Genomic DNA, 13147 nt, shown 5'->3' with positions numbered 1-13147 from the left:
GCGGTTAAGTGGCGGAATTCGTTAACATGGCAGCGGCCAAGGCAGCCCGGCTCGGCAAAATTTGCCGGGTAGGGGCAGAGGCCGCGGCAATTGTTGCTGGGGTTCCTTGGCTTGGGCCGGGCGGCTGGTGATAATGCGGCCACTATGGCCGACAGCCGCCTGCCACCATTGCCCGAAAGCCGCTTCACCTTCACCGGTGAATTCCGCGACGCGCGCGAGGAGCAGGCTTTCCGCGCCTCGATCCTGGAAGAGGCGCGCGACCTGGGCCGTCTGGTGGCGATCATTGCCACCGGCGTGTTCGTGCTGGCGGGCCTGCGCGACTATTGGTTCTTCGGCCTCACGGAACCGTTCTACGATCTGGCAGCATTGCGCCTGCTTGGCCTGGCGGTGGGCACCATGGTGCTGCTGGCGATCCGGCAGGCGGCCAGCACCGATGCGCTGTTCGTTTGGATTGGCCTCGGCGAATTGCTGCTTAACCTGCATATCCTGGCTTCCTGGTACCTGACGCGCGGCAATGGCGCCGAGATGCCGGTGATCACGCCGCCTGCCATCACTATGGCGGCGGTGTTCGGCTATTACCTGGTGATGCCGAACGGCCTGATCGTGGCGATGCTGAACGCGGCTCTGTTGTCGCTGGGTTTCCTCGGCCTTTCCGCCACCTTGTTCGGTCATGCGCTGGGCGAGGTGTGGCTGATGGCGCTGCTGCTGCTCGGCGTCAACGTCACCGGCTTTGTCGGCATGCGCAAGATCAAGCTGGCGCGGCGCCGGGCTTATCTCACCGCCAAGGCCGCTGAGCGCAGTTTCGCCGAGCGCGACGCGGCACTGGCGGAATCACGCCAGCGCGAGGCCTATCAGGCCTGGGCGCTGGATGCGCTGCCGATCGGCGTCGCCCTGTTCGATGCCGCGCAGCGGCTGCATACGGTGAACCAGCGGGCGCTGGAATTGCTGCAAATGCCGTCCGAGGCGGTGCAGCCCGGCACCACGCTGGAGGACATGATCCGCCTGTTGGCGCGGCGGCGCGATTTCGGCGATCTCGGGCCGGAGGATTTCCGTTTCCATCTCAACCGCCTGATCAGCGGCGAAATCGGCAACCAGACCGCCCGCCATCGCCGCAGCGGCAAGGTGCTGGATTTCACTGCTGGCAATCTGCCGGATGGCAGCGTTGCCTTCGCCATCACCGATGCTACCGAGCGCGATGCCACCGACCGCCGCCTGCGTCATGCCGTGGAAGTGGCCGGCGACGGCTTCGCCATCTTCGATGCCGAGGACAAGGTGTCGATCTGTTCCAGCCGCTTCGCCGCGCTCTATGGCCTGACGGTGGAGGAGACCCTGGGCAAGGGCTTCGACGAACTGATCGCCATCGGTTACGAGCGCGGCGTGTTCGATCCGGCGGAAAGCCGGGCGGAAGAGGGGGCGGTGAGCAATGAACGGCTGGACCGCAATGTCCAGGCCGAGCGCACCGCCGATATCCGCACCCGCAACGGCGAATGGTATCTGGTGCAGGAACGCGTCACGCCATCCGGCGATCTTGTGGTGGTACGCTCGAACATCACCGCGCGCCGGCGCATGGAGGACGAGCTGCGCCGCGCCAAGGACGATGCCGAGCGCGCGCTGGCCGAACTGAAGGAAGCCCAGGCCAGCCTGATCCTGGCCGAGAAGATGGCCTCGCTCGGCTCCATGGTGGCCGGCATGAGCCATGAGATTTCGACGCCGCTGGGCATCGGCGTGTCGGCGGCCTCGCATATGGCCGGCGAACTGGAGAAGCTGGCCGCTCAGGCCAAGGCCGGCAGCATGAACCCGGCCGCCCTGCAGGATTTCATCGACAATGCCGTGGAAGCCACCCGCATCATGCAGGGCAACCTGAGCCGCGCGGCACGGCTGATGCAGGCCTTCAAGCAGGTTTCCGCCGACCAGACCAACGATACCCAGCGCGCCTTCGATATTGGCGCCTATCTGCAGGAGGTGCTGCTCAGCCTGGCGCCGGCACTGCGCCGCACGCCGCACCGGGTGGCGCTGGATTGCCCCGAGGGCCTGGTGGTGGAACACCGCCCCGGCGCGCTGAGCCAGATCGTCACCAACCTGGTGATGAACGCCCTGCAACACGCTTACGAGGGTCGCAACCAGCCCGGCGTGATCCGGGTGCGGGTGGCGCCGGTGCGTGCCGACCGCCTCGCCATTGAGATCAGCGACGACGGCAAGGGCATCCCGCCGGCGATCCTGCCGCGCATCTTCGACCCGTTCTTCACCACGCGGCGTGGCAGCGGCGGCACCGGGCTAGGCATGCATATCGTCTATAATCTGGTGACCCAGGTACTCGGCGGGCATATCACCGTGCAGAGCCGCCCCAATGGCGGCAGCCGCTTCACCATCATCCTGCCGCTGCAGGCGCCCGCCAAGGCAGCCTGAAACCCGGTTGCTTCAAGCACTTGGCGCCTTAACTTGGCTGTGGGTTGCGTGGCCGCGGGTTGCAAGCATGGGCGGCTTCGCCCACACTCCGGCCCGAGCTGAATGCTGGGGAGCAAACGATGATCGATCTGTATTACTGGCCGACCCCGAACGGGCACAAGATCACCCTGTTCCTGGAAGAAGCCGGTATCCCCTACACGATCAAGCCGATCAATATCGGCAAGGGCGAGCAGTTCGCGCCTGACTTCCTGAAGATCGCGCCGAACAACCGCATGCCGGCCATTGTCGATCACCAGCCCGCCGATGGCGGCGAGGCGATTTCGGTTTTCGAGTCCGGCGCCATCCTGCTCTACCTGGCGGACAAATACGGCAAGTTCATCCCCACCGACCTGCGCGGCCGGGTGGCCTGCACCGAATGGCTGATGTGGCAGATGGGCGGGCTGGGTCCGATGTGTGGCCAGAACCACCATTTCAACCAGTATGCGCCGGAGAAAATTCCTTACGCGATGAATCGCTATGTGAATGAAACCAACCGCTTGTACGGCGTTCTGAACAAGCGGCTTGAGGGCAAGGCGTTCATCTGCGGCGATGCCTACACGATTGCCGACATGGCCTCCTATCCCTGGATCGTCCCGCATGAGCGCCAAGGCCAGACACTGACCGATTTCCCCAACCTGAAGCGCTGGTTCGACAGCATCTGGGCGCGGCCGACCACCAAGCTGGCCTATGAGAAGGGCAAGCCGATCAACCAGGGTGTGCCGGCGATGACCGAGGATGCCAAGAAGGTGCTGTTCGGCCAGACCGCTGCGGTAGTGAAGAATTAGGATGAAGAACTGATGCCGACTGTCACGATTGCCGAGACCGATGCCCAGATCGCCGCCTGCTTTCCGGTGATCCAGGAGCTTCGGCCGCACCTCAAGGATGTCGCCGAACTCATTGAACGGGTTCGCCGCCAGGAGCGCGAGGGCTTCCAGCTCGGCTATGTCGAGGAAGCCGGCAAGCCGGTCGCCTGTATCGGTTTCCGCCGCCAGGAACGCCTGGTGCATGGCCCGCTTATCTATGTCGATGACCTCGCCACCCTGGCTGCCGTGCGCTCCAAAGGCTATGGCGCGGTGATGCTGGATTGGGTCGAGGCGCTGGCGAGGACTGAGGGCCGCAAGGTGGTGGATCTCGATTCCGGCACCCAGCGCACCGACGCCCACCGCTTCTACTTCCGCCAGCGCTATGCCGTTACCGCCTTCCACTTCCTGAAGTATCTCAAATAGGATTCAGACCGTGATCGACTTCTATACCTGGGGCACGCCCAATGGCCGCAAAGTCTCCATCATGCTGGAGGAGGCTGGCCTCAAATATCAGGTATTCCCCATAAACATAACCAAAGATGAGCAATTCGCGCCGGACTTCCTGAGCGTCAATCCGAACAACAAGATCCCCGCGATTGTCGATCATGCACCGCCGGCAGCCTATGGCCCAGCGGATGGTAAGCCTGGGCCTTACGCCGTGTTCGAGTCCGGCGCCATCCTGATCTACCTGGCGGAAAAGAGCGGCCAGTTCCTGCCCCAGGATGCCCGGGCGCGCGGCCAGGCGCTGCAATGGCTGATGTGGCAGATGGGCGGCTTCGGCCCGATGCTGGGCCAGACGCACCATTTCGTGCGCTTCGCCAAGGAGAAGGTGCCCTATGCCATCGACCGCTTCAGCACCGAGACCAAGCGGCTCTATGGCGTGCTGAACGGCCATCTGGCGAAGAACGAGTTCCTTGCCGGCAAGGAGTATTCGATTGCCGACATGGCGACCCATCCCTGGGCCGGGCGCCATGAATGGCATGGCATCAACCTGGCTGACTATCCGGCGGTGAAGCGCTGGTTCGACGCCATCGCCGCCCGGCCTGCCGTGCAGCGCGGCTACGACGTGCCGTAAGGCTAAGGCGGGCAGGGCATGACAGCGCCGTTGCGGCTCAGCGTCTGGTTCGACTATGCCAGTCCCTATTCCTATCTCGCGGTGTCGCGGGTGGAGGGGCTGGTGGCCACGCGCGCGGCCAATGGCCAGGCCATCGAGATCGACTGGCGGCCTTTCCTGCTGGGGCCGATCTTCCAGCGCCGCTCGGCCAATCCCAGCCCGTTCCAGGATGTGTCGCCGTCCGAGCGCGGCTATCGCTGGCGCGACGTCGCCCGCCATGCCGCGCTCTATGACATCCCCTGGACCCTGCCGACGCGCTATCCGCCAATGGGCCTGAATGCCGCCCGGCTGACCCTGGTGGCACTGGAAGAGGGCTGGGGGCGGGACCTGATCCGCGCCGCTTACTCGGCCGCCTTCGCCGAGGATCGCGACATCGCCGATCCGGAAGTGCTGCGCCAGCTCGCCAGCAGCCTGGGCCGCGATGGCGAGGCGGCGTTGCGCAAGGCGCAGAGCGAGCGGGTGAAGATCCAACTCACCCAGCAGGTCGAGACCGCGATCAATGGCGGCCTGTTCGGCGCCCCGAGCTTCGTGGTCGGTGCCAGCGCCGAAGGCACTGGCGGCGAGGTCTTCTGGGGCAACGACCGCCTGGAACAGGCGCTGACCTGGGCAGAGAAGCCATGGCTTTAGACGACAACGCTTCCGTTCAGCGCGTGCGGCTGGCGCTGGAGGCCCATGCGCCGGGGGCGGGCAGCCGCATCATCGCGCTCTCCGACAGCGCACGGACAGCTGCCGAGGCGGCGGCAGGATTGGGCTGCGAAGTCGGCGCCATCGTGAAGTCGCTGGTATTCGATTCCGGAGGCCCAGGGAACGGGCGGGCGGTCATGGCCCTGGTGGCCGGCGACCGTATGTGCGACACGGCGGCGCTCGGTCGCGCGCTGGGGCTGGAGAAGCCGCCGAAGCGGGCTTCCGCCGACCTGGTGCGGGAAGCCACCGGCTTCGCCATCGGCGGCGTTTCGCCCTTCGGCCACCCTGGCAAACTGCCCATGGCAATCGATGCCTCGCTGCAGCGATTCGCCCTGCTGCATGCCGCTGCCGGGCATCCGCACGCGGTTTTCCCGCTCACCTATGCCGAATTGCTGGCCTGGACCGGCGGCCAGGCCGTCGCGGATCTGGCGCCCGCAAGCTGAAGCCGCCTAGGCGGCCCCCAACTTATTGACAGGCCTGCCCCCGGCCCTTAGAAGAGGCCCCGCATACGCCGTGTAATGTAAAACCCACTCGCGTGCGGAGGGGTGGCCGAGTGGCTGAAGGCGGCGGTTTGCTAAACCGTTGTACAGGGTAAACCTGTACCGTGGGTTCGAATCCCATCCCCTCCGCCATTTCCCTTTTATTTTCAGCACTATAGCCTCAGCGTGACGCAATTGCTTTCCAAGCTTTGGCTTGCTCACGTCCGGCTTTTCCCACCGTAACCACTGGCTATGTCCAACTTTGAGGAAGAATCAATTCCGAGATCAGATGTAAGCTCTCGCGCGTCTGAACGAACACCGATGAGATAATCGAATGGGGAGAGCAAACGGGAAAAAGGCCCGATTTCTAGCGGAGCACCCGATCTGTTGTTTTTGCGCAGGGGCGCGCCAGGCAGTTGAAATCGATCACCTGCCTTCTCGTGCGTGTTTCGACGGGAATAATTGGCCTGAAGGTTTCGAGTTTCCTGCTTGCTCGGTGTGCAATCGAAATACATCTCAAGAGGAGCAAATCGTCGCGTTCTTCTCTCGCTCATTGGCAAACCCCGCTTTCCCGCCTCGCAATGAGGAAATTGTGAAACTCGGTCTAGGCAGCCGTAACAACCTTCCAGCGGCGATGTCCGAATTTGAGTCCACAATCAGACCCGTGTCAGACGAACTGATGGCCTTTGAACAAGGGCCGGAAATTGGGAATGCATTTGAAGTCGTTTTCCACAAGTGGGCCCGAGCATTCTACTACTTAGAAACCAGACGCATTCTTCCTGTGGAATCTCAGATTCTGACGCGCACCATCACACTTGACACAATTCAAAAGGGCCTCGTTTCGGAGGAATGGTTTGAAGGCGAAACTCGGCCATTGCTCCGCAATGGAAAAGACCTATCTGGAACGTTCGGCTACATCTACCGAGCCGAACCAGAAAACGAACTCTACATGTTCAATGTGATGTTCCGCCGGTCATTCGCAGCTCTACTATTCGTCGACGTCACCGGTCGGCACCTCAGAGAGATTGCGCGCCGAGCGGCAAGCTCATGACCACATAATGATGCCCCAACTTCTAACTGTAATATGCGCCTTTGCGACGCATGGAAGTTTGGCATTACGTTGATTCTCCTGGCGTCGTTTGGTTTTGCTAAACCGTTGTACGGGGTAAACCTGTACCGTGGGTTCGAATCCCATCCCCTCCGCCATTTCCCTTTTATTCTCAGTCTGTTGAGCTGCTTCTGGCGGCTGTATCTGGCTGACTGAACCCCAAACCTTGGCGAGCCTGCGGTTTGATCAGCGTTCACTTGAGATAGAAATTTGCTACTATCTGGGGAGCCGCCACCACGCCCCAGAGGCCCTATGCGTCGCCTGCGCCCCTTGTCCCTTCTGCTGCTGCCGCTTCTGCTTGCCGCCTGCGTCACCCGGGTACAGACCGATGTGTCGCGCTTCCAGGCGCCAAGCCTGCCGGCCGATCTCACCGGCAAGACCTTCGTATTCGTGCCGATGGACAGCCAGACCGGCTCGGTGGAATACGAGACCTATGCCACGGCGATTGCCGCCCAGCTTGAGCGTCTCGGCTGGCGCCGCACCAACGACATGCGCAACGCCGATTACAGCGTCGCGTTCAACTATGGCCAGGGCAATGCCCGCACCATCACCACGCAGGTGCCGATCTGGGGCCAGACCGGCGGCGGCACCAGCTATACCAGCGGCACGGTGAATGCCTATGGCGGTGGCGGCGGTTTCGGCACCGCGAACTACAACAGCACCACCTACACGCCACCGACCTATGGCGTGGTCGGCAGCAGCACCCAGACCAGCACGCATTACACGCGCTTCCTGGATGTGAACATCTACGACTGGAAACGCTCCATCGCGGAGAACAAACTCGCCGGCGTGTGGGAAGCGCGCTCGACCAGCGCCGGTTCGGCAAGCTCGTTCGCCGCCGTTTCGAAATGCATGATCAAGGCGGTGTTCACCGAGTTTCGCAAAACCGGCAGCGAGTCAGTGGTCATTCCGGTCGCTGATTGCGGCTAGGCTAGCACTTCGCGACGGCTTGACCGGATTTGGACAATCGTCCTAAAATGCTTCTAGGGCAAATGACCTAGGGGCGGCGGATGAGCGCGGCGGAAACGCGGCAGCAGATTGTCGAGGCGGCGGACCGGCTGTTCTACGAGCAGGGCTTCGAGGCGACGTCGTTCGCCGATATCGCCGCAGCCGTGAAGTTGTCGCGCGGCAATTTCTATTATCACTTCAAGACCAAGGACGAGATCCTTGATGCCGTAATCGCACTGCGGCTGGAGAATACGCAGCGCATGCTCGATGCCTGGGAGGCAGCAGGCGCCGCGCCGGCAGAGCGCATCCGCAGCTTCATCAATATCCTGATCATGAACCGCGCCAAGATCATGCTCTATGGCTGCCCGGTCGGTACATTGTGCAGCGAACTGGCCAAGCTAGATCACGGCGCCAAGGGCGAGGCGGCGAAGCTGTTCACCCTGTTCCGCGACTGGCTGGCGAAGCAGTTCAAGGCGCGGGGACATGGCCGCGAGGCCGATGTGCTGGCGCTGCATCTGCTGGCGCGCAGCCAGGGCGTTGCCACGCTGGCGACGGCGTTCCGCCACGAAGCCTTCATCCGCCGCGAGGTGGAGGATATGTGCGCCTGGCTCGAGACGCAGAAGCCGGCACGCGCGCGAGCCTGAGGCAATGGGGAAGGGGGATGGAATGTTTGTCGTGACGCTGAAATTCGCCGCCAACAAGGCGGCGGCGCCGCGCCTGATGGAAGGCCACAATGCCTGGATCAGACAAGGCTTCGAGGAAGGTGTGTTCCTGCTCACCGGCAGTATGCAACCTGCGCTGGGCGGCGCAGTGCTCGCTCATGGCGTCTCGCGTACGGAGATCGAGGCCCGGGTGGCTGCAGACCCGTTCGTTGTCGAGCAGGTTGTGAGTGCCGAGATTCTTGAAATCGCGCCGGGCCGGCTGGATGAACGGCTGGCATTCCTGAAAGGCTGAGACATGAGCAAGACGATACCTGGCCCCGATGGCAAGCCACGCTGCCGCTGGTGTGCGGCAGCACCGGAATTCTTCGCCTATCACGACCATGAATGGGGCTACCCGGTGGAGGATGACCGTCGCCTGTTCGAGAAACTCTGCCTGGAAAGTTTCCAGTCGGGCCTGAGCTGGCGCACCATCCTGGCCAAGCGCGAGAATTTCCGTGCCGCCTTTCATGGCTTCGATTTCGAACGCGTGGCGCGCTTCACCGAGAAGGATGTTGCGCGCTTGCTGAAAGATGAGGGCATCGTGCGCCATCGCGGCAAGATCGAGGCGACTATCAACAATGCCAAGCGCGCCAGGGAAATGGTCAAGGCGGAAGGGTCGCTCGCCGCCTATATCTGGCGCTTCGAACCGGTGTCCGGCGAAACAGCGCCGCCGCAAAGCGCCTCCAGCACGGCGGCCTCGGTGGCCTTGTCCAAGGATTTGAAGAAGCGTGGTTGGGCCTTTGTCGGCCCCACCACGGTCTATGCCTTCATGCAGGCCATGGGCCTGGTGAACGACCATGCCGAGGATTGCGTGATCCGCGCCAAAGCAGCCAAAGCACGGGCCAAGTTCAAGCCGCCACGCGGGAGTTAACCATAAGCGTCTGCTTACATCGGACCCGGTTGAATAATTTTGGTGGCATAATCAGTCAGATTGTCTAGCGTGGGCCATTGCATCGCGCGTTGGGACAGAATGGCCACGCAAAGCAACAGTTTCGCCGAGAAGGGGTATGGCAGTCCGCAGATCGACTCCCTGGTCTGGGGTGCCGGTTGGCAGAATGCTGCCAGCAATCCCATCGGCTATTATTTTTCCGCCGACGCGGTGAGTGCGGCAGACAGTCCCATTGGCGGCTTTACCGGGCAGCCGTGGACGACCGGTCTGATCGCGGCGTTTGAGTCAGCGATCGGGCAATTCGAAGCGGTGGCGAATGTAAAATTCGTCGAAGTGACCGATGCCGCCAGTGCCGATATGGTGTGGCACTTGGCGCCGGGCAGCAATTTCCAGCCAAATGTGCTGGGCCAGCATGATGTGCCGGATGGGTCGCAAAGCCAGACCCATGGCTATTTCAACATCGACGCCCCTGCCTTCCAGACACTGACGCCCGGTTCGGTCGGCAATCTGGTGATCATCCATGAACTGGGCCACGGCATGGGCCTGGCGCATCCGCATGATGGCGGCGGCAATCCCGGCGCCACGCTGTTCCCGGGGGTGACATCCTCGGCATCGCTTGGCACCTATGCGCTGAACCAGGGCGTCTACACCACGATGAGCTACAATAACGGGCTCAACACCACGCCGCCCACCACCAGCTCGTTTGGTGCCCAGGGCACCCTGATGGCGCTCGACATCGCCGCGCTGCAACGCATCTATGGCGCCAACACCACCACGGCCTCGGGTGACGACACCTACGCCTTGCCCACCAGCAACACCATCGGCACCGCCTGGCAGAGCGTATGGGATACCGGCGGCAACGATACCGTGGATGCCAGCGCCGCTACTGGCAATGTCACCATCAACCTCAATGCCGCAACCCTATCCGGCGCCACGGCCGGCGGTTCGATCTCGCAGGCCAGCAGCGTGCAGGGCGGCCTTACCATCGCCAACAAGGTGGTGATCGAAAATGCCACTGGGGGCAGCGGCAATGACACCCTGGTCGGCAATGCTGCCGCCAATGTCCTGACTGGCGGCGCCGGCAAGGACACGATGAGCGGCGGTGCCGGCAACGATACCTATTATGTCGATAACGCAGCCGACAAGGTGCTCGAGAATGCCAGCCAGGGCGCGGATACCGTCATCGCTTCCGCCAGCTACACCCTCGGCGCCAATGTGGAAAACCTGGTGCTGGTAGGGGCGACCAACGGCACCGGCAATTCCGGCATCAATACAATTACCGGCAATGCGCTGGATAATGTGCTGAATGGCGGCGCCGGCTCGGATACGCTGATCGGCGGCCTCGGCAATGATACCTACGTCGTCGACAATGCCCAGGACCGCGCGGTGGAAGCGGCGGGCGAGGGCGACGACACTGTATCGTCGATTGTTTCCTATACCTTGCGCGACAATATCGAGAATCTGACTCTCACCGGCGCCAACCCGATCAACGGCACCGGCAATGCTGCTGCCAATGTCATCACCGGCAATCGCGGCAACAATACGCTGAATGGCGGTGCCGGCGCAGATACGCTGATCGGTGGCCTTGGCAACGATGTCTATGTGATCGACGATGCAGGCGATGTGGTGGTTGAACTGGCGAACCAGGGCAATGACTCGGTGCAAGCCAGCATCAGCTACGTCCTGACGGCCAATATCGAGCATCTGACGCTGACGGGCCGCGCCGCCATCGACGGCACTGGCAATAGCGCCGACAATCACCTGATCGGTAATGAGGGCGCCAATGTCCTGAGCGGCGGTGCCGGCAAGGATCGTATTCTTGGCGGCGGCGGTAACGATACGATCTCCGGCGGGGCAGGGCAGGATACGCTGACCGGCGGCGGCGGCGCCGATGTGTTCATGTTCACCAGCCTGAATGACTCACCCTTCGCCGGTACCGCCCGCGACACCATCAGCGACCTGAATCTGCGCCACGGCGACCGGATCAACCTGTCTGCCATTGACGCCGACACGACCCAGGCGGGAGATCAGGATTTCGTCTTTATCACGGGCAAGGCGTTCACCGTGGCCGGGCAGGTGATGGTGACCAAGGGGCTGCTTACCGCCGAAGTGAATGGCGATGGGGTGGCGGATTTCGCCATCAATCTTGTCGGGGTCGTCACCCTCGCCGATGGCAGCTTCTTGATCGGCTGAGCCAGGGGCGAGCTAACGGTTTGCTTGCGCCACGGCAGGCTCTAGACTGGGCTCTGGCTAAGGAATCAGGCATGAGCGACGACAGCCGAGAGCGCGCCCGCGAATGGTGGCGCACCGCGATCATTGATATCGAGCCCGGCGTGATCCGCCCGCGCGGCTATCCTATCGAGCAGCTTATCGGCAAGGTTGGCTATGCCGAAATGCTGTGGCTGATGCTGCGCGGCGAGTTGCCGGGCAAGGCAGAGGCCGCCCTGCTGGAAGCCGCCCTGGTGGCGGCGGTGGATCACGGGCCGCAGGCGCCGTCCATCGCCATTGCGCGCATGACGGTATCGTCTGGCAACGACCTCAACGGTGCGGTGGGGGCGGGTATCGCGGCGCTCGGCGATACCCATGGCGGCGCCGGCCAGCAATGCATGCAGCTCTACGAGGAGATTGCCGCCCGCATTGCCGGTGGCGCGCCGCTTGAAGCCTCGGTGCTGGAAGGCGTGGCATTATGGCAGGAGCGCTACGGCAAGCATGTGCCGGGTTTCGGCCACCGCTTCCATCCCGTCGATCCGCGCAGCCCGAAGCTGCTGGCGCTGGTGGATGCCGCTGTCGCGGCCGGCACGGTCTCGGGTCGCTATGCCGCCATCGGCCGCGCCGTTGAACAGGCGCTGGCCCAGGCTAAGGCGGGTGCCAAGAAGCCGGTGCCGATGAACATAGACGGCGCCACCGCCGTGATCTTCTGCGAACTCGGCTTTCCGCCGCCGCTGGGGCGCGGCCTGTTCCTGCTTTCGCGCGGCGTCGGCATCCTCTCCCATGCCTGGGAGCAGATGAACGAAGGCACCCGCATCAAGGGGCCAACCCCGCCGGATTTTCTCTACCAGTATACAGGACCCGCGAAGCGTGACCTACCATGAATGACAGTGTGGCCATGAGCAATAGTCTTTTGCCGCAGCAGCCGGCGCCGGTGACGCCGGCAATGGAACAGCTTACCGCGCAGGCCATCGCGCCAGTGATTCCGGAATTGATGACGGTGCTGCTGGAACTGCGCCGCAATGCCGATGTTGAATTGCAGCCGCGCTTTCCCCATGCCAATGGCAAGCCGTATCCGTTGGGCCGTTGCGACCTGATTTCGCGCCATGTGCTGGGGCAGCTTGCTGCTCTGATGCAGCAGCAGACGCCATTGCCGCCCAGCCTGCAGGCGTTGCGCGGCTTTCTCGGCGGCGGCGGCGAAGTGCGCAGCGTCTGGGGTGTGCTGCGCGGCCGCTATTTCCAGAATGCCTTCCAGGTCGGCAGTCTTTATATCGATGTCGCCAACGATACGGTCGATCCGGCCAAGCCGCCAATCGAGGTGTTGCCCTGGGTTGAGTCCGGCATGACCGAGGTCGAGGATTTCCAGCATTTCGCGGCGATTGCCGGCAGCTACTGGGGCGCCAGTGTTTACGCCAACACCGTGTTGCCCGGCCTGGCGCCGATCCTGCCGGCGATCACCGTGCTGCCGGGGCAGTTGCCGCGCCTGCAATCGGCCTGCGACTACATGATCGAGAAATGCCGCCGCAGCGATTTCAAGCTCAACGATGCCTGGCTGCAGGGCGGGCCACAGCCGCCGGCCGACGTGGCGGCGGCGTTGCTGGCGGCAACCCCGGAACCCCTGCGGCCACGCCAGGGCGGCCTGGAGGCCGCGCTGGCCGCCTGTGACGTGGTGCGCAACACCGGCTGGGGCCGCGACGATGCCTGGCGCGATGCGCGGGTGAAGGAATACCTGACGATCAACGCCTATTAGGGCGCGTCCTCAGCGTCC

General features: G+C 63.1%; 14 protein-coding genes and 1 tRNA gene. All 15 read left to right on the top strand.

Going from position 1 to position 13147, the window contains the following annotated elements; all coding sequences use genetic code 11:
- The first annotated feature begins 144 nt into the window (after positions 1-144).
- The 15 genes from V6B08_RS19575 to V6B08_RS19505 all read left to right on the top strand — a co-directional run bounded on the left by V6B08_RS19575 (position 145) and on the right by V6B08_RS19505 (position 13129).
- Entirely contained in the window at positions 145-2406 is a 2262-nt protein-coding gene (locus V6B08_RS19575) for a PAS-domain containing protein (RefSeq protein WP_341984098.1), read from the top strand.
- Between the two features lie 119 nt (positions 2407-2525).
- The gene (locus tag V6B08_RS19570) at positions 2526-3230 is read left to right on the top strand and encodes a glutathione binding-like protein (RefSeq protein WP_341984095.1); all 705 of its coding nucleotides are present in this window, start codon (positions 2526-2528) and stop codon (positions 3228-3230) included.
- A gap of 12 nt (positions 3231-3242) precedes the next feature.
- Positions 3243-3671, top strand: coding sequence for a GNAT family N-acetyltransferase (locus tag V6B08_RS19565; RefSeq protein ID WP_341984094.1), 429 nt, complete (start codon positions 3243-3245; stop codon positions 3669-3671).
- Between the two features lie 10 nt (positions 3672-3681).
- On the top strand, positions 3682-4323 hold the full coding sequence (locus V6B08_RS19560; protein ID WP_341984093.1) for a glutathione binding-like protein: 642 nt from the start codon (positions 3682-3684) through the stop codon (positions 4321-4323).
- An 18-nt stretch (positions 4324-4341) separates the two neighbouring features.
- Positions 4342-4989 carry a 2-hydroxychromene-2-carboxylate isomerase gene (locus V6B08_RS19555; RefSeq protein WP_341984092.1) on the top strand — a complete coding sequence of 216 codons (648 nt, stop codon included), beginning with the start codon at positions 4342-4344 and terminating at the stop codon, positions 4987-4989.
- Positions 4980-5489, top strand: coding sequence for a YbaK/EbsC family protein (locus V6B08_RS19550; RefSeq protein ID WP_341984090.1), 510 nt, complete (start codon positions 4980-4982; stop codon positions 5487-5489). Before V6B08_RS19555 ends, V6B08_RS19550 begins: the two co-directional genes overlap by 10 nt.
- Positions 5490-5585: 96 nt before the next feature.
- Positions 5586-5678, top strand: a tRNA-Ser gene (locus V6B08_RS19545).
- Positions 5679-5859: 181 nt separating this feature from the next.
- Positions 5860-6576 (top strand): hypothetical protein, encoded by a 717-nt coding sequence (locus tag V6B08_RS19540; RefSeq protein WP_341984089.1) that lies wholly within the window; start codon positions 5860-5862, stop codon positions 6574-6576.
- Between the two features lie 309 nt (positions 6577-6885).
- Complete coding sequence (locus V6B08_RS19535) at positions 6886-7563, top strand: DUF4136 domain-containing protein (RefSeq protein ID WP_341984087.1); 678 nt, start codon at positions 6886-6888, stop codon at positions 7561-7563.
- 80 nt (positions 7564-7643) lie between these two features.
- Complete coding sequence (locus V6B08_RS19530; RefSeq protein WP_341984084.1) at positions 7644-8225, top strand: TetR/AcrR family transcriptional regulator; 582 nt, start codon at positions 7644-7646, stop codon at positions 8223-8225.
- Between the two features lie 22 nt (positions 8226-8247).
- Positions 8248-8535: a YciI family protein gene (locus tag V6B08_RS19525; protein ID WP_341984082.1), complete on the top strand. Its 288-nt coding sequence runs from the start codon at positions 8248-8250 to the stop codon at positions 8533-8535.
- Between the two features lie 3 nt (positions 8536-8538).
- Positions 8539-9153, top strand: coding sequence for a DNA-3-methyladenine glycosylase I (locus tag V6B08_RS19520; RefSeq protein WP_341984080.1), 615 nt, complete (start codon positions 8539-8541; stop codon positions 9151-9153).
- Positions 9154-9252: 99 nt separating this feature from the next.
- Entirely contained in the window at positions 9253-11364 is a 2112-nt protein-coding gene (locus tag V6B08_RS19515; protein WP_341984078.1) for a M10 family metallopeptidase C-terminal domain-containing protein, read from the top strand.
- 71 nt (positions 11365-11435) lie between these two features.
- Positions 11436-12263 (top strand): citryl-CoA lyase, encoded by an 828-nt coding sequence (locus V6B08_RS19510; RefSeq protein WP_341984076.1) that lies wholly within the window; start codon positions 11436-11438, stop codon positions 12261-12263.
- Between the two features lie 14 nt (positions 12264-12277).
- Positions 12278-13129 (top strand): hypothetical protein, encoded by an 852-nt coding sequence (locus tag V6B08_RS19505; protein WP_341984074.1) that lies wholly within the window; start codon positions 12278-12280, stop codon positions 13127-13129.
- Positions 13130-13147: the final 18 nt, after the last annotated feature.

The sequence above is a fragment of the Ferrovibrio sp. MS7 genome (assembly GCF_038404985.1).
Classification (GTDB): domain Bacteria; phylum Pseudomonadota; class Alphaproteobacteria; order Ferrovibrionales; family Ferrovibrionaceae; genus Ferrovibrio; species Ferrovibrio plantarum.
Note: the sequence above shows the minus strand (reverse complement) of the source record. Positions and strands in the feature narration are given on the sequence as shown.